The sequence below is a fragment of the Escherichia sp. KTE96 genome, assembly GCF_000408525.1.
In the GTDB taxonomy this organism is placed as follows: Bacteria; Pseudomonadota; Gammaproteobacteria; order Enterobacterales; family Enterobacteriaceae; genus Escherichia; species Escherichia marmotae.
The window spans coordinates 70,084-86,400 of the sequence record NZ_KE137149.1 but is presented as its reverse complement, the minus strand read 5'-3'; the positions used below and the strand labels follow the sequence as shown (position 1 = coordinate 86,400).

Annotated in this window: 13 protein-coding genes and 3 pseudogenes; 11 read left to right on the top strand and 5 right to left on the bottom strand. The window is 51.8% G+C overall.

Annotated features, from left to right (window positions below):
• Nucleotides 1–282 precede the first annotated feature (282 nt).
• Both A1WG_RS13815 and A1WG_RS13820 read left to right on the top strand, forming a co-directional pair.
• Nucleotides 283–645, top strand: a complete 363-nt coding sequence (locus tag A1WG_RS13815) for a DUF3302 domain-containing protein (RefSeq protein WP_001517475.1) — start codon at nt 283–285, stop codon at nt 643–645.
• A 2-nt stretch (nt 646–647) separates the two neighbouring features.
• Nucleotides 648–1,784, top strand: a complete 1,137-nt coding sequence (locus A1WG_RS13820) for an HlyD family secretion protein (protein WP_001517476.1) — start codon at nt 648–650, stop codon at nt 1,782–1,784.
• 153 nt (nt 1,785–1,937) lie between these two features.
• Here the strand turns inward: A1WG_RS13820 and A1WG_RS24510 are convergent.
• Nucleotides 1,938–2,030: pseudogene (locus A1WG_RS24510) on the bottom strand (AraC family transcriptional regulator); the annotation flags it as partial.
• A gap of 26 nt (nt 2,031–2,056) precedes the next feature.
• On the opposite strand from A1WG_RS24510, the gene A1WG_RS13825 reads away from it, so the two are divergent.
• The 8 genes and pseudogenes from A1WG_RS13825 to A1WG_RS25085 form a co-directional block, all read left to right on the top strand.
• Nucleotides 2,057–3,232 carry an autotransporter outer membrane beta-barrel domain-containing protein gene (locus A1WG_RS13825; RefSeq protein WP_001517477.1) on the top strand — a complete coding sequence of 392 codons (1,176 nt, stop codon included), beginning with the start codon at nt 2,057–2,059 and terminating at the stop codon, nt 3,230–3,232.
• 147 nt (nt 3,233–3,379) lie between these two features.
• On the top strand, nt 3,380–3,988 hold the full coding sequence (locus tag A1WG_RS13830; RefSeq protein WP_001517478.1) for a glutathione S-transferase: 609 nt from the start codon (nt 3,380–3,382) through the stop codon (nt 3,986–3,988).
• A gap of 97 nt (nt 3,989–4,085) precedes the next feature.
• Nucleotides 4,086–5,477: an L-seryl-tRNA(Sec) selenium transferase gene (selA, locus tag A1WG_RS13835; RefSeq protein ID WP_001517479.1), complete on the top strand. Its 1,392-nt coding sequence runs from the start codon at nt 4,086–4,088 to the stop codon at nt 5,475–5,477.
• The gene (gene selB, locus A1WG_RS13840; RefSeq protein ID WP_001517480.1) at nt 5,474–7,318 is read left to right on the top strand and encodes a selenocysteine-specific translation elongation factor; all 1,845 of its coding nucleotides are present in this window, start codon (nt 5,474–5,476) and stop codon (nt 7,316–7,318) included. Before selA ends, selB begins: the two co-directional genes overlap by 4 nt.
• A gap of 188 nt (nt 7,319–7,506) precedes the next feature.
• Nucleotides 7,507–8,658, top strand: a complete 1,152-nt coding sequence (yiaY, locus tag A1WG_RS13845) for an L-threonine dehydrogenase (RefSeq protein ID WP_000741511.1) — start codon at nt 7,507–7,509, stop codon at nt 8,656–8,658.
• A gap of 165 nt (nt 8,659–8,823) precedes the next feature.
• Complete coding sequence (gene aldB / locus A1WG_RS13850; RefSeq protein WP_001517481.1) at nt 8,824–10,362, top strand: aldehyde dehydrogenase AldB; 1,539 nt, start codon at nt 8,824–8,826, stop codon at nt 10,360–10,362.
• A 361-nt stretch (nt 10,363–10,723) separates the two neighbouring features.
• A pseudogene (locus A1WG_RS0121665) lies at nt 10,724–10,921 on the top strand (type II toxin-antitoxin system HicB family antitoxin); the annotation flags it as partial.
• Nucleotides 10,902–10,994 (top strand): annotated as a pseudogene (locus A1WG_RS25085) (MipA/OmpV family protein); the annotation flags it as partial. The pseudogenes A1WG_RS0121665 and A1WG_RS25085, both read left to right, overlap by 20 nt.
• A gap of 94 nt (nt 10,995–11,088) precedes the next feature.
• On the opposite strand, the gene rhaM reads toward A1WG_RS25085, so the two are convergent.
• The 4 genes from rhaM to rhaB form a co-directional block, all read right to left on the bottom strand.
• A complete protein-coding gene (rhaM, locus tag A1WG_RS13855; protein WP_000619483.1) occupies nt 11,089–11,403 on the bottom strand; it encodes an L-rhamnose mutarotase in 315 nt (104 codons plus the stop codon).
• Between the two features lie 9 nt (nt 11,404–11,412).
• On the bottom strand, nt 11,413–12,237 hold the full coding sequence (gene rhaD / locus A1WG_RS13860) for a rhamnulose-1-phosphate aldolase (protein ID WP_001517482.1): 825 nt from the start codon (nt 12,235–12,237) through the stop codon (nt 11,413–11,415).
• A gap of 163 nt (nt 12,238–12,400) precedes the next feature.
• Nucleotides 12,401–13,660: an L-rhamnose isomerase gene (rhaA, locus tag A1WG_RS13865; RefSeq protein ID WP_001517483.1), complete on the bottom strand. Its 1,260-nt coding sequence runs from the start codon at nt 13,658–13,660 to the stop codon at nt 12,401–12,403.
• Nucleotides 13,657–15,126: a rhamnulokinase gene (gene rhaB, locus A1WG_RS13870; RefSeq protein WP_001517484.1), complete on the bottom strand. Its 1,470-nt coding sequence runs from the start codon at nt 15,124–15,126 to the stop codon at nt 13,657–13,659. The genes rhaA and rhaB overlap by 4 nt, the downstream gene beginning before the upstream one ends.
• Nucleotides 15,127–15,413: 287 nt before the next feature.
• On the opposite strand from rhaB, the gene rhaS reads away from it, so the two are divergent.
• Nucleotides 15,414–16,250, top strand: a complete 837-nt coding sequence (gene rhaS, locus A1WG_RS13875; RefSeq protein WP_001517485.1) for an HTH-type transcriptional activator RhaS — start codon at nt 15,414–15,416, stop codon at nt 16,248–16,250.
• Nucleotides 16,251–16,317: the final 67 nt, after the last annotated feature.

Below are 16,317 nucleotides of genomic sequence, written 5' to 3'. Positions count from 1 at the left end.
ATTTAAATGTGAGGTTTGTCACGTTTTTTATTTGATAGTTTGTTGAATTTTTGTGATCTAAATCACAAGATATTTTCTTAAGTCGTTCACCCGGTGTGATCTACGGCATGTTCTGGCTCTGCCTTAAGGCCGCTATGTCACTGAGTAACTCATCACCGCTTAAAATTATTCTTCGGTGTGATGGCGAGAATCGCAAACCCGGATTATTGTCAAATAATCAGCCCGACGCCCATCTGGCTGCCAGCCCATAACAACTCTGATAAGCGTGAATCCGAGGCAGCTATGTTTCTAAACTATTTCGCGTTGGGAGTGCTGATTTTCGTCTTTCTGGTGATCTTTTATGGAATCATCGCGATACATGACATCCCCTATTTGATTGCCAAAAAACGCAACCATCCTCATGCCGACGCCATTCATACCGCAGGGTGGGTCAGCTTATTTACGCTCCACATTATCTGGCCGTTCCTGTGGATCTGGGCCACGCTTTACCAACCGGAGCGCGGCTGGGGGATGCAGTCGCATATTACACCGCAAGAGAAAACGCCTGACCCAGAAATTGCCGCGCTTTCTGATCGCATCTCCCGGCTGGAGCAGCAACTCGCTGCTGAGAAAAAACCTGACTACTCCACGTTTCCGGAGATCTAATCATGGATCTATTGATTGTCTTAACTTACGTGGCGCTGGCGTGGGCGATATTTAAAATCTTCCGTATTCCGGTGAATCAGTGGACGCTGGCGACGGCGGCGCTCGGTGGCGTGTTTCTGGTGAGTGGTTTGATTTTATTGATGAACTATAACCATCCCTACACCTTTATGGCGCAAAAGGCGGTGATTGCCATCCCCATCACGCCCCAGGTCACAGGGATTGTTACTGAAGTCACGGACAAAAATAATCAGCTTATTCAAAAGGGCGAGGTGCTTTTTAAGCTCGACCCGGTGCGTTATCAGGCGCGGGTAGACCGACTTCAGGCCGACCTGATGACGGCGACACATAATATTAAGACGCTGCAAGCGCAGCTCACTGAAGCGCAGGCTAACACCACTCAGGTTTCAGCGGAGCGCGACCGGCTGTTTAAAAATTATCAACGTTACCTGAAAGGTAGCCAGGCGGCGGTGAATCCGTTTTCGGAACGTGACATCGACGACGCGCGGCAAAATTTTCTCGCCCAGGATGCGCTGGTGAAAGGTTCCGTGGCGGAGCAGGCGCAGATCCAGAGCCAACTCGACAGCATGGTCAACGGCGAGCAGTCGCAGATTGTCAGCTTAAGGGCGCAACTTACCGAAGCGAAATATAACCTTGAGCAGACCATTATTCGTGCACCGAGCAATGGCTATGTTACTCAGGTGCTAATCCGTCCAGGCACTTACGCGGCAGCTTTGCCGCTGCGTCCGGTGATGGTCTTTATCCCTGAGCAAAAACGGCAAATTGTCGCCCAGTTCCGGCAAAACTCGCTGTTGCGTCTGAAACCCGGCGATGATGCGGAAGTGGTATTTAACGCGCTGCCGGGGCAGGTATTCCACGGCAAACTGACCAGTATCTTGCCGGTGGTGCCTGGAGGTTCGTACCAGGCGCAGGGGGTACTGCAATCATTAACGGTCGTGCCTGGAACTGACGGTGTGCTGGGAACCATCGAACTGGACCCTAACGCTGATATTGATGCTTTACCTGATGGCATCTACGCCCAGGTGGCGGTTTACTCCGACCATTTCAGCCATGTTTCGGTGATGCGTAAGGTGCTGCTGAGAATGACCAGTTGGATGCATTATCTTTATTTGGATCATTGAATGTTGGGTATTGAGTCGCATAAATGTGGTTGAGAGCTAAAAAAGTTGCAAATACAGGACATGAGTATTCGCTGTTCGGCCTGCGAAACTCGTGTCCTTTTTGTCTAGTCCACTGAGCATATAAACGCTCCCCTGATACCAGAAAGTGGACATTTAATTTTTTCTTTTTATCTTGAGAGAAAACTGTTTCGGTGTAATACCAAAGTAACTTTTGAAGTTTCGAATGAAATAAGATGTGCTTGTATATCTGTAAATAGACCCGTTTTAGTTCCATGCATTTTTTGAGAGTCCGGCTAAATATTACGGTTGTTGATAAGTTAATCGCAGAGAACAATATTCTGTATGTGAAACCGACTAAACCGCTTAACGAAATGTCTGTCGGTGATATTCCGTTGATCACGGCAGAAAATGGAACCAACAATACCCAGGCGTTTAAAACTGTGACTCAACAAATGGGTTTTCACTCAATGACCCCTGATATTGAGGTGGTAAATACTGACAGTGCCACACAGTGGCGTCTGAAAGGATTCGATGTTCAGCGTAATAATGCTGCACTCAGTGAAAGTCAGCGCTTTATGGATATCCGGTACAGAAACTTCCTATCTGAGGTGAATAACCTTAACCGACGTATGGGTGATCTACGCGATACCCAAGGAGAAGCCGGTGCCTGGGCACGGTTTATGACCACTTCTGGTTCAGGTGAGGGGGGATTCTCTGATCGCCACATGCATCTGCAAATTGGTGCCGACAAAAAACATCACTTTGATGGAGGCGATCTTTTTACAGGTATCATGATGACTGTTACTGACAGCAAAGCCAGTGGCGAAAGTTACCAGGGGAAAACCCGCTCTGTAGGCGGCGGTTTATACGCATCCACCCTGTTTGATTCAGGATTGTATATTGATGTGGTCGGAAAATATGTCCACCATCGTGACGATTACACAATGCAAACATTAGGGCTTGGTAAGGCAGACGATACTGCCCACTCCTGGTATTTAGGCGCAGAAACCGGCTGGCGCTATCAGTGGAAGCCTGATGTCTTTATTGAACCGCAGGTTGAACTGGTCTACGGCACGTTGTCAGGCAATACCTTTAACTGGCAATACAACGGCATGGATATCAGCATGAAGCGTAAAACGGCAAACCCCCTGATTGGCCGTACTGGTGTGGAATTCGGAAAAACGCTGGATGGTCACGACTGGCAGGTTACAGCGAAGGCAGGTTTAAGTTATCAGTTTGACCTGCGGAATTCTGGCACCACTACGTATCGTGATTTTGCTGGTGAGTCCACCGTGTACAACGGTAAAGATGGTCGTATGTTAGCCAACATTGGGATTGATACACGCATTAAAGACAATACCCGTATCGGCCTGACCGTTGAGAAATCAGCATTTGGTAAGTACAACGTCGATAATGCTATCAATGCGAATATCCGCTATTCATTCTGATATTTAAAAAGATCGTTTCATTTACAAGGCCCGGTATGTGTACGTATCGGGCCATCTTGTGTTTGTCATCACGCTCATATCAATAACATCTGCCCTTTTTTTTAACCCTGGGTCATACTCATATTTTGTTAACAAAAAGGAAACATAATGAAACTCATCGGTAGCTACACCAGCCCGTTTGTACGCAAACTTTCTATTCTGTTGTTAGAAAAGGGCATTACTTTCGAATTTATCAATGAACTGCCCTATAACGTAGACAACGGCGTGGCGAAATTTAACCCGTTAGGGAAAGTGCCGGTGCTGGTGACCGAAGAGGGCGAATGCTGGTTTGATTCGCCAATCATTGCCGAATATATCGAATTAATGAACGTTGCTCCGGCGATGCTGCCGCGCGATCCGCTAGAGTCGTTGCGAGTGCGTAAGATTGAGGCGTTGGCAGATGGCATTATGGATGCCGGGCTGGCTTCGGTGCGTGAGCAGGCGCGCCCGGCGGCGCAGCAGTCTGAAGATGAGCTGTTACGCCAGCGGGAGAAAATCAACCGCAGTCTGGATGTGCTGGAAGGATATCTGGTCGATGGCACGCTCAAAACCGATACGGTCAATCTGGCGACTATCGCTATTGCCTGTGCCGTCGGGTATCTCAATTTCCGCCGCGTTGCGCCGGGCTGGTGTGTGGACCGCCCACACTTAGTCAAACTGGTCGAGAATCTCTTTAGCCGCGAAAGCTTCGCTCGCACCGAACCGCCAAAGGCTTGATGCGCGATATGTCCTCCAGACACTTCTCACGTTACAATCTGCGGTTATGTTAAACGCCCTTCTCCGTGTGAGAGGGCCTTGATGAGCCTGGTTTCCTATGACAACCGAAACGCGTTCCCTCTATAGTCAGCTTCCCGCTATTGATCGCTTATTGCGTGATAGTTCCTTCCTTTCTTTACGTGATACTTATGGCCACACTCGCGTGGTGGAGTTGCTGCGTCAGATGCTTGACGAAGCGCGAGAAGTAATTCGCGACAGTCAGACGCTACCCGCGTGGTGTGAGAACTGGGCGCAAGAAGTCAATGCCCGACTGGCGAAAGAGGCGCAGAGCGTGCTGCGTCCGGTGATCAACCTGACGGGAACGGTGCTGCATACTAATCTTGGTCGGGCATTGCAGGCGGAAGCGGCGGTGGAAGCTGTTGCGCAAGTTATGCGTTCACCGGTGACGCTGGAATATGATCTGGATGACGCCGGACGTGGGCATCGCGATCGCGCGCTGGCACAGTTGTTGTGCCGCCTTACTGGTGCGGAAGATGCCTGCATCGTCAATAACAATGCGGCGGCGGTGCTGTTAATGCTGGCAGCAACTGCCAGCGGCAAAGAGGTGGTGGTTTCTCGCGGTGAACTGGTGGAGATTGGTGGCTCGTTTCGTATCCCTGACGTAATGCGTCAGGCAGGCTGTACCCTGCATGAAGTAGGAACCACCAACCGTACCCACGCTAATGATTATCGTCAGGCGGTGAATGAAAATACCGCGCTGTTGATGAAGGTGCATACCAGTAACTACAGCATTCAGGGGTTCACCAAAGCGGTAGACGAAGCGGAGTTGGTGGTGCTCGGTAGAGAGCTGGATGTTCCAGTAGTGGCTGATTTAGGCAGCGGTTCGCTGGTCGATCTTAGCCAGTACGGTTTGCCGAAAGAGCCGATGCCACAGGAGTTGATTGCCGCGGGCGTCAGCCTCGTGAGCTTCTCCGGCGACAAGCTGTTAGGCGGGCCACAGGCAGGGATTATCGTCGGTAAAAAAGAGATGATCGCCCGGCTGCAAAGTCACCCGCTGAAGCGTGCATTACGCGCAGATAAAATGACTCTCGCGGCGCTGGAAGCCACGCTGCGTCTTTATTTACACCCTGAGGCTCTGACAGAAAAATTACCGACCCTGCGTCTGCTTACCCGCAGCGCAGAGGTCATTCAAATCCAGGCGCAACGTTTACAGGCTCCCCTTGCCGCACATTACGGCGCGGAGTTTGCGGTACAAGTTATGCCATGCTTGTCGCAGATCGGCAGTGGTTCGCTGCCTGTTGATCGCCTGCCGAGCGCGGCATTAACGTTTACACCTCATGATGGACGCGGTAGCCACCTTGAGGCATTAGCCGCCCGCTGGCGTGAATTGCCGGTGCCAGTGATTGGCCGCATTTACGACGGGCGTCTGTGGCTGGATTTACGCTGCCTTGAAGATGAGCAACGGTTTTTGGAGATGTTGTTGAAATGATTATTGCGACTGCCGGACACGTTGACCACGGCAAAACGACATTATTACAGGCGATTACTGGCGTAAATGCCGACCGTCTGCCGGAAGAAAAAAAGCGCGGTATGACCATCGATCTCGGCTATGCCTACTGGCCGCAGCCGGATGGACGCGTTCCTGGATTTATTGATGTTCCCGGCCATGAAAAGTTTCTTTCCAACATGCTGGCGGGCGTTGGTGGTATCGATCATGCGCTGTTAGTGGTGGCGTGCGATGACGGCGTGATGGCACAGACCCGTGAGCATCTGGCGATTTTGCAGCTTACCGGTAACCCGATGCTGACGGTCGCGCTGACCAAAGCCGATCGCGTGGACGAAGCGCGCGTTGATGAGGTTGAACGCCAGGTAAAGGAGGTGCTGCGGAAATACGGTTTTGCTGAGGCAAAACTGTTTGTCACCGCAGCGACTGAAGGAAGGGGAATTGATGCTCTGCGTGAACATCTGCTTCAGTTGCCGGAACGTGAACACGCCAGTCAGCACAGTTTCCGCCTCGCTATCGACCGTGCTTTTACCGTAAAAGGTGCCGGGCTGGTGGTGACGGGTACGGCGTTAAGTGGGGAAGTGAATGTTGGCGATTCATTATGGTTGACGGGGGTAAATAAACCGATGCGCGTGCGTGCTCTCCATGCGCAAAATCAACCAACAGAAACCGCCCATGCCGGGCAGCGTATTGCGCTTAATATCGCCGGTGATGCGGAGAAAGAACAGATTAATCGAGGCGACTGGCTGCTGGCAGATGTGCCGCCAGATCCGTTCACGCGGGTGATTGTCGAGCTTCAAACCCATACGCCGCTGACCCAGTGGCAGCCGCTGCATATTCACCACGCCGCCAGCCACGTTACGGGGCGCGTTTCGCTGCTGGAAGATAACCTTGCTGAACTGGTGTTCGACACGCCGTTGTGGTTGGCGGATAACGATCGCTTAGTACTGCGCGATATCTCGGCCCGCAACACGCTGGCGGGTGCCCGCGTGGTGATGCTCAACCCGCCGCGCCGCGGTAAACGTAAGCCGGAATATCTGCAATGGCTGACGTCACTGGCACGGGTGCAGAATGATACCGAAGCGCTGGCTGTTCACCTGGAGCGCGGTGCGGTGAATCTCGCGGATTTTGCATGGGCGCGTCAGCTCAACGGCGAAGGGATGCGCGAATTGCTGCAACAGCCGGGCTATATTCAGGCCGGTTATAGCTTGCTGAATGCACCGGTTGCTGCTCGCTGGCAGCGTAAAATTCTCGACACATTAGCGGCTTATCATGAACAGCATCGCGACGAACCAGGGCCGGGACGCGAACGTCTGCGGCGCATGGCGTTGCCGATGGAAGATGAAGCCCTGGTACTGTTGCTGATTGAAAAGATGCGCGAAAGCGGCGAGATCCACAGCCATCACGGCTGGCTGCATCTGCCGGATCACAAAGCCGGATTTAGCGAAGAGCAGCAGGCTATCTGGCAAAAAGTGGAACCGCTGTTTGGCGACGAGCCGTGGTGGGTACGCGACCTGGCAAAAGAGACGGGAACCGACGAGCAGGCAATGCGCCTGACGCTGCGCCAGGCGGCACAGCAGGGGATAATTACGGCGATCGTCAAAGATCGTTATTATCGCAATGATCGAATTGTCGAGTTTGCCAATATGATCCGTGATCTCGATCAGGAGTGTGGCTCGACCTGCGCGGCGGATTTCCGCGATCGCTTAGGCGTTGGCCGAAAACTGGCGATTCAAATTCTGGAATATTTTGACCGGATTGGCTTTACGCGTCGCCGTGGAAATGATCATTTATTACGTGACGCATTATTATTTCCCGAAAAATAAGGAAATGATTAATTCATAATAAATATGAATTAATACAAAATTCTTATTAATATTAAGGAAGCACGTTGTATGGTGAATATAACGTGCTTTTTATTAAAAATATTTTAATAAACGGGAATGTCGATCATATTTTCGAATGAAAATACTTTGTAATCTGCCAGCCCTTTTTACTCTTCCCGGAGTGTTTTATGGCAGCTTCAACCTTTTTTATTCCTTCAGTGAATGTCATCGGTGCTGATTCATTGAATGATGCAATGAATATGATGGCAGAATATGGATTTCGCCGTACATTAATTGTTACTGACAATATGTTAACGAAATTAGGCATGGCGGGTGATGTGCAAAAAGCACTGGAAGAACGCAATATTTTTAGCGTTATTTATGATGGCACCCAGCCGAACCCAACCACGGAAAACGTCGCGGCAGGTTTGAAATTACTAAAAGAAAATAATTGTGATAGCGTGATTTCCTTAGGTGGTGGTTCTCCGCACGACTGCGCAAAAGGTATTGCGCTGGTGGCAGCCAACGGTGGTGATATTCGCGATTACGAAGGCGTTGATCGCTCTGCAAAACCGCAGTTGCCGATGATTGCCATCAATACCACTGCGGGCACTGCGTCTGAAATGACCCGTTTCTGCATCATCACCGACGAAGCGCGTCACATCAAAATGGCGATTGTGGATAAACACGTGACTCCGCTGCTTTCTGTCAATGACTCCTCGCTGATGATCGGTATGCCGAAATCACTGACTGCCGCTACCGGGATGGACGCCTTAACGCACGCCATCGAAGCGTATGTTTCTATTGCGGCAACGCCGATCACCGACGCTTGCGCATTGAAAGCAGTGACCATGATTGCCGAAAACCTGCCAGTAGCAGTAGAAGATGGCAGCAACGTTAAAGCGCGTGAAGCAATGGCCTACGCTCAGTTCCTCGCGGGTATGGCGTTCAACAATGCCTCTCTGGGGTATGTTCATGCGATGGCGCACCAGTTAGGCGGTTTCTACAACCTGCCGCACGGCGTATGCAATGCCGTTCTGCTGCCGCATGTTCAGGTGTTCAACAGCAAAGTTGCCGGTGCGCGTCTGCGTGACTGCGCGGCGGCAATGGGCGTGAACGTGACGGGTAAAAACGACGCGGAAGGTGCAGAAGCCTGCATTAACGCTATTCGTGAACTGGCGAAGAAAGTGAATATCCCTGCGGGTCTGCGTGACCTGAACGTAAAAGAGGAAGATTTTGCGGTGCTGGCGACCAATGCCCTGAAAGACGCCTGCGGTTTTACTAACCCGATTCAGGCAACTCACGAAGAAATTATGGCGATTTATCGCGCTGCGATGTAATCACCTTCCCGTAACGGCTGGCAAATTGTCAGCCATTTTTTATCAACTATCTCTGTAATCCTTGCCCGTAAATTTGTGATTGCCGTCGTAAAGCTATCACCGGCTGGCGAAGATTTCACCAACCATGTCTACCCTTGTTATACCTCACACAGCAAGGAGACTACCATGACCAACAATCCCCCTTCAGCACAGATTAAGCCCGGCGAATATGGTTTCCCACTCAAGTTAAAAACCCGCTATGACAACTTTATCGGCGGCGAATGGGTCGCGCCCGCCGACGGCGAGTACTACCAGAACCTGACGCCAGTGACCGGGCAGCTTCTGTGCGAAGTGGCGTCTTCGGGCAAACGCGATATCGATCTGGCGCTGGATGCAGCCCATAAAGCGAAAGATAAATGGGCGCATACCTCGGTGCAGGATCGTGCGGCGATTCTGTTTAAGATTGCCGATCGGATGGAGCAAAATCTGGAACTGTTGGCGACGGCAGAAACCTGGGATAACGGCAAGCCCATTCGTGAAACCAGTGCTGCCGATGTGCCGCTGGCAATTGACCATTTCCGCTATTTCGCTTCGTGTATTCGGGCGCAGGAAGGCGGGATCAGTGAAGTGGATAGCGAAACCGTGGCTTATCACTTCCACGAACCGTTAGGTGTGGTGGGGCAAATTATCCCGTGGAACTTCCCGCTGTTGATGGCGAGTTGGAAAATGGCTCCGGCGCTGGCGGCGGGCAACTGTGTGGTGCTGAAACCGGCGCGACTCACTCCACTTTCGGTGCTGTTGCTGATGGAAATCGTGGGTGATTTACTGCCGCCAGGCGTAGTCAACGTGGTCAACGGCGCAGGTGGCGAGATTGGCGAATATCTGGCGACCTCAAAACGCATTGCTAAAGTGGCATTTACCGGCTCAACGGAAGTCGGTCAGCAGATTATGCAGTACGCTACCCAGAACATTATTCCGGTGACGCTGGAGCTGGGCGGTAAATCGCCAAATATATTCTTTGCTGATGTCATGGATGAAGAAGATGCTTTCTTCGACAAGGCGCTGGAGGGCTTTGCGCTGTTCGCCTTCAACCAGGGCGAAGTCTGTACCTGTCCGAGTCGTGCTTTAGTGCAGGAGTCTATCTACGAACGCTTTATGGAACGCGCCATCCGTCGTGTTGAAAGCATTCGTAGCGGTAACCCGCTCGACAGCGTGACGCAAATGGGCGCGCAGGTTTCTCACGGACAACTGGAAACCATCCTCAATTACATTGATATCGGTAAAAAAGAGGGTGCGGATGTGCTTACCGGCGGGCGGCGTAAGCTACTGGAAGGGGAACTGAAAGACGGCTACTACCTCGAACCGACGATCCTGTTTGGTCAGAATAATATGCGCGTCTTCCAGGAAGAGATTTTTGGCCCGGTGCTGGCGGTGACGACATTTAAGACGATGGACGAGGCGCTGGAGATTGCCAACGATACGCCATATGGCCTGGGCGCAGGCGTCTGGAGTCGTAACGGCAATCTGGCCTATAAGATGGGGCGCGGCATTCAGGCTGGGCGCGTGTGGACCAACTGTTATCACGCTTACCCGGCACATGCGGCGTTTGGCGGCTACAAGCAGTCGGGTATTGGGCGTGAAACCCATAAGATGATGCTGGAGCATTATCAGCAAACTAAGTGTCTGCTGGTGAGCTACTCGGATAAACCGTTGGGGCTGTTCTGATGTGAAAAACGGGTTGCATCGGGTATTCATTGCCTGATGCGACGCTTGCGCGTCTTATCATGCCTACATGGCTCATGCAATATATTGAATTTGCATGATTTTGTAGGCCGGATAAGGCGTTCACGCCGCATCCGGCATAAGCAACGCGCACGTTATCACTATCTGCGACGCTTGCGCGTCTTATCGGTTCAAATGTTTACGTCTTGAATAGCTGAATATTTATTGAACTAAATTGCGAGTATCCTCGCATCTTTTCAACAAGTTACTGCACACCATTATTCTTCTTCCGAGCGACATTCCTGAGTCAACTTTATCCACCTGACGGCCTATATAAATCGCGCTATCGTGATTGCTACCAAAACATCTGGCTCAGCGGGTGCAGGACTTTATTGGCGGGCAATGGCTGCTGGTAGATATCAATATGAATCAGTTCGAAGGTCGGGCTGAACGAATCAATATTACAATGCCGAAAGGGTTACTGAACAAGATTGATACCTACGTGCGCAATCATCCTGATTACGCCAGCAGAAGTGCGTTTCTGGCAGAAGCTGCCGGACGAGATTACCGACAGCCCAATGATCGATCGTTATGAGAGTTTTATGTTTGTCACTGGTGTGAGCTGGCGTTTTTAATTGACCAGGGAGATGTTGGATAAATTGCGTTAGCAAAATCTATATTAATCAGTTGTAATTACGGTGTCGGAGGGGGGTCCGGCACCGCAATGGATTACGGCAGATAAAACACTTCTTGTAGCTCGCTACTGATCGGGCTGTTATTCGGATTAGCGGGCATAACGTCGGTCATATATTTCCACCAACGTTGGCAAACGTCAGTGCTGGCAACCGCATTCCAGCGTTCTTCAGATTCAATTTCCACGCTGGCAAACAGCAAATTTCGCGCTTTATCGAGATAGATAGCGTAGTTGTGCGCGCCGTGGGATTTCAATACCGCTTCCAGTTCCGGCCAGATCGGGTTATGCCGACGTTGATACTCGTCGTGGGCGTCGGGGTTTACCTGCATAACAAAGGCTTTGCGGATCATGTTTACTCCTTACAGCGCCAGCGCGCTAGCCAGTGGCGTAACGCCGAAACGTTTGCCGAGGGCTATCAACTCCTCACGGCCGATGGTCTGTTTCATGCCGCCCATCGAATACACTTTTATCAACACTTCCGCCGATTTTTCTGCGGTATCGATCAGGCCAAACGCTTCGTCCAGCGTCGGACCGCTGCCGAAGACGCCGTGGAATGGCCAGAGTACCAGTGAATGTTTTTGCATTTCTTGCGCGGTGGCCTGGCCGATTTCGTCCGTGCCTGGCACCATCCACGGCAGAATGCCGACACCATCCGGGAATACCACCAGGCACTCGGTGCTGCCTTCCCACAGTTGGCGGGTGAAAACCGCCGTGTCGTTTTCCAGCACATAGGTGAGGGCGATGAGGTTGGTGGCATGGCAGTGCATGATCACCCGATCTTTACCGTTGGTGGTTTTAATGCGTTCGCAGTGGGAGAGGAAATGAGCCGGAAGTTCGGAGGTCGGAACGGCTTCGTTGGTTAGCCCCCAGAGAATGTGGTAGCCCGCACCGTCGCTGTCGACTTTTACGATGCCTAAATTGGCAGCGGGATCGAGCTGGACGTTACGGAAGAATTTGCCGGAACCGGTGACGATAAACGGTGTATTTGCCAGTAAAGGCATTGGCTGACTGAGCGGGATATAGCGCGGTTGTGGATGGAAATTGTCGTGATAAGGCGCGATATCGGCGTCATCCAGGCGCAGCGTCAGGTTGCCGCCGTTGCGCTCGTCCCAACCTTTCAGCCAGGCATCGGTGGTGGCTTTGATCATTCCCTGGACAAACCAGGACTGGGTAATGTTTTGCATGTTCTGTGTTCCTGTAAATTCGGTGTTGTCGGATGCACGACCTGTAGGCCGGATAAGGCACTTGTGCCGCATCCGGCACTCAATGCCTGATACGTCTTATCAGGCATATAACTGTTGCTGACCTGTAGATCGGATAAGTCACTTGTGCCGCATTCAGCGGTATTTACCCGCGTTGACGCAAAATCGTGTTTTCATAAGCCCGCACGCTTTCCAGCCACTCGCTACCCACTGGCGTATCATGACGCTGGCAATACATTTCCCATACCGCCTGCCACGGCAACGATTTCTGCTCTTCCAGCAACGCCAGTCGCGCGGTGTAATCGCCTGCCGCTTCCAGCTTGCGCAGTTCGGCTGTCGGTTCTAACAACGCACGCAGCAGAGCTTTTTTCATATTGCGTGTACCAATGACCCACGCGGCAATGCGGTTGATGGAGGCATCAAAGAAGTCGAGGCCGATATGTACCCGGTCAAACAGGTCATGACGGACGATCTCGCTGGCGATCGCCTGGGTTTCATCATCCAGCAGCACGACGTGATCGCTGTCCCAGCGTACCGGGCGGCTGACGTGCAGCAGCAACTGCGGCACATACAACATGGCGGCGGAAATCTTGTCGGAAATGACTTCAGTCGGGTGGAAGTGTCCGGCATCCAGGCACAGCGCAGTCTGGCGGCTGGTGGCATAACCCATATAAAACTCATTAGAGCCAACCGTATAGCTCTCCGCGCCAATGCCAAACAATTTGCTCTCTACGGCGTCGATATGGTGCGCCGGATCCAGCTTTTCGCTGATCACTTCATCCAGTGCTGCCAGCAAACGCTGGCGCGGGGCAAGGCGGTCAATGGTGATATCTTTCATGCCATCCGGGATCCAGATGTTCATCACTGATGGCGTGCCGAGTTGTTCGCCAAAATAGGCCGAAACGCGGCGGCTGGCCTTACAATGATCAATCCAGAACTGGCGAATGCGGTCGTCGGCATGTGAGAGCGTAAAGCCATCGGCGCTTAGCGGATGCGAGAAACAGGAAGGGTTAAAATCCAGACCGAGTTGATTAGCTTTCGCCCATTCAACCCAGTTTTTGAAGTGTTCAGGTTTGATTTGGTCACGCGAGACTGGCGTGTCTGACTCCAGATAGATCGCATGTAAATTAAGCCGTTTCGGCCCCGGAATCAGCCGCATAGCCTGTTCCAAATCGGCACGCAGCTCTTCGGCATTGCGCGCTTTTCCCGGGTAGTTGCCGGTGGCCTGAATCCCTCCAGTCAGCGAACCTTCCGGGTTTTCAAAACCAGAAACATCATCGCCCTGCCAGCAGTGCATTGAAACGGGTAAGCGATCAAGTTGGCGCAGTGCCTCCTCGACATCAATCCCTACCGCCGCGAAACGCTGTTTCGCCAGTTCCCAGGCCTGTTCCAGTTGAGTGGTCATGCGCAAAGCTCCTTAGTCTGTCGTGTAGAGCGAAACTGCGCCACATAGTGGGCAATTTCACTGTCAGGATTAGGGGTAAAGGTGGTCAGATTCGCAGTGGCGCTTACCACCTGACGGAAATCATCCACATTGTTGAGTTCATCCAGCGCCATTAACTGGATGCCGATATTGCCGAGCGTTGAAGCTTCTACAGGCCCGGCGATCACCCGAGTACCGCAGGCATCGGCGCACAACTGGTTGAGTAGTGCGTTCTGGCTGCCGCCGCCGACAATATGCAGTTGCGAGAAATCTTCACCGCGTAGCTGTGCCAGTTCATGCAGCACATCGGCATACAGCACTGCCAGACTGTCGAAAATACAGCGCGCCAGTTCAGCATCACTTTCTGGGATCGGTTGCGCCGTTTCCCGACACGCAGTCTGAATTTCGCTGCACATCGCGTCAGGATTAATAAAGCGATCGTCATTGGGATTGATGATGAAGCGGCAGGCCGGAAGCGCCTGTGTCGTAGCGATAAGTGCCGGGAGATCGTTGATTTGCCGCTCCTGAAGCACCCGCTGAAGCAGCCATAAGCCCATAATATTTTTCAGCACCCGATAGCGGCCTTCCGCACCGCCTTCATTGGTGATGTTGGCTGCCAGCGCCGCATCATTGGTGAATGGCGTCTGGCTTTCGAAGCCCATCAATGACCAGGTTCCGGAGGAGAGGTAAGCGGCGCGTGATCCGTTTAACGGCGAAGCGATAACCGCGCTGGCGGTATCATGGCTGGCAACGGCGACCACAGGAATTTCATTACCCTGCGGACAAATCCAGTGACCAATGACATTGCCCGGATGCGTCGGGCGGCCAAACCAGGCTTTGTTGGCACCGCTCCACGCCAGCAGGGAGTCATCCCAGTCATCGCTATTGATATTGACCAGTTGCGTGGTGGTGGCGTTTGTGTACTCCCAGTTCATTTTGCCGGTCAGGCGATAACTAAAGTAATCCGGCATTAGCAGAGCGTGAGCAATGTGTGGAATAAGTTCGGGTTGTTGCTCTGTCAGCGCACGTAGCTGATAGATCGTATTGAAGGGCAAAAACTGAATGCCGCTACGCTGATAAATATCGCGCTTTCCATATTGCTGTTGTGCCAGCGCCATCAGACCACTGGTGCGGCTATCTCGATAAGCAACAGGCAGACCCACGCGCTGACCGTGTTGGTCGAGTAGTACATAGTCCACGCCCCAGGTATCAATACCGATGCTATCGATACGAATCCCTTCCTCACAAACCTTGTTTAGCCCAAGGCGAATGGCGCTCTCCAGGCTATCCACATCCCAGGTGACATAGCCGTTCCGGTTATGCAGTCCATTGTTAAATCGATGGATTTCACGCAGCGTCAGGCTGCGACATTCACGGGAGTAACGCGCCAGCATAACTCGCCCACTGGATGCGCCGAGATCGACGGCGACACAATTGCGAAAGGTCATAATGTGATCCTGCTGAATTTCATTACGACCAGTCTAAAAAGCGCCCGAGTTCGCTACCTTCTTGTTACTGACAGGAAAATACACCACTGGCAACCAGGGAAAGATGAACGTGATAGCGTTCACAATTTTCTGAATTGTGGTGGTGTGATGTTTGCCGCATTTCCTGAAAATTCACGCTGTATCTTGAAAAATCGACATTTTTTACGAGTTTTGCCGTCAAAAATTTAAGGTAAGAACCAAACCGCTTGATTACTATTCCGCCATGTTGATGACATCAGGAGGCCAGTATGACCGTATTACAAAGTGTGGATTTTTTTCCGTCTGGTCACGCGTCCGTGGCGATAGAACCCCGGCTTCCGCAAGCTGATTTCCCTGAGCATCACCATGATTTTCATGAGATTGTGATTGTTGAATATGGCACGGGTATCCACATTTTCAATGGGCAGCCTTATACCATCTCCGGTGGCACAATCTGCTTCGTGCGCGATCATGATCGGCATTTATACGAACATACGGACAATCTGTGTTTGACCAATGTGCTGTATCGCTCACCGGATCGATTTCAGTTTCTCGCCGGGCTGCATCAGCTTCTTCCGCAAGAGCTGGACGGGCAATATCCGTCTCACTGGCGCGTGAGCCAAAGCGTATTGCAGCAGGTGCGGCAACTGGTTTCGCAACTGGAACAGCATGAAAGGGCGAGTGATTTACCCTCGAAAGCCAGTCGCGAGATTTTGTTTATGCAATTACTGCTCTTGCTGCGTAAAAACAGTTTGCAGGAGAGTATGGAAAGTCGTGAATCACGTCTGAACTTGCTCCTGGCCTGGCTGGAGGAGCATTTTGCCGACGAGGTGAATTGGGAAACGGTGGCGGATAAGTTTTCTCTGTCACTACGCACTTTGCATCGTCAGCTAAAACAGCAAACCGGTTTGACTCCCCAGCGTTACCTTAACCGTTTACGGTTGGTGAAGGCGCGTCATCTGTTACGTCATAGCGAGGCCAGCGTGACCGAAATCGCATATCGCTGCGGATTCAGCGACAGTAACCACTTTTCGACGCTGTTTCGCCGTGAGTTTAACTGGTCACCGCGTGATATTCGCCAGGGGCGGGATGGTTTTCTGCAATAACGCGAATCTTCTCAACGTATTTCCACGCCAGATTATGAATAATCAAATGCGTTTTCTGGCTGAGGTG

Excerpts from the sequence above, each read along its gene's own strand:
- A1WG_RS13815 (WP_001517475.1), top strand. The coding sequence starts at position 283 with ATGTTTCTAAACTATTTCGCGTTGGGAGTGCTGATTTTCGTCTTTCTG.
- A1WG_RS13820 (WP_001517476.1), top strand. The coding sequence starts at position 648 with ATGGATCTATTGATTGTCTTAACTTACGTGGCGCTGGCGTGGGCGATA.
- A1WG_RS13825 (WP_001517477.1), top strand. The coding sequence starts at position 2,057 with ATGCATTTTTTGAGAGTCCGGCTAAATATTACGGTTGTTGATAAGTTA.
- A1WG_RS13830 (WP_001517478.1), top strand. The coding sequence starts at position 3,380 with ATGAAACTCATCGGTAGCTACACCAGCCCGTTTGTACGCAAACTTTCT.
- selA (WP_001517479.1), top strand. The coding sequence starts at position 4,086 with ATGACAACCGAAACGCGTTCCCTCTATAGTCAGCTTCCCGCTATTGAT.
- selB (WP_001517480.1), top strand. The coding sequence starts at position 5,474 with ATGATTATTGCGACTGCCGGACACGTTGACCACGGCAAAACGACATTA.
- yiaY (WP_000741511.1), top strand. The coding sequence starts at position 7,507 with ATGGCAGCTTCAACCTTTTTTATTCCTTCAGTGAATGTCATCGGTGCT.
- aldB (WP_001517481.1), top strand. The coding sequence starts at position 8,824 with ATGACCAACAATCCCCCTTCAGCACAGATTAAGCCCGGCGAATATGGT.
- rhaM (WP_000619483.1), bottom strand. The coding sequence starts at position 11,403 with ATGATCCGCAAAGCCTTTGTTATGCAGGTAAACCCCGACGCCCACGAC.
- rhaD (WP_001517482.1), bottom strand. The coding sequence starts at position 12,237 with ATGCAAAACATTACCCAGTCCTGGTTTGTCCAGGGAATGATCAAAGCC.
- rhaA (WP_001517483.1), bottom strand. The coding sequence starts at position 13,660 with ATGACCACTCAACTGGAACAGGCCTGGGAACTGGCGAAACAGCGTTTC.
- rhaB (WP_001517484.1), bottom strand. The coding sequence starts at position 15,126 with ATGACCTTTCGCAATTGTGTCGCCGTCGATCTCGGCGCATCCAGTGGG.
- rhaS (WP_001517485.1), top strand. The coding sequence starts at position 15,414 with ATGACCGTATTACAAAGTGTGGATTTTTTTCCGTCTGGTCACGCGTCC.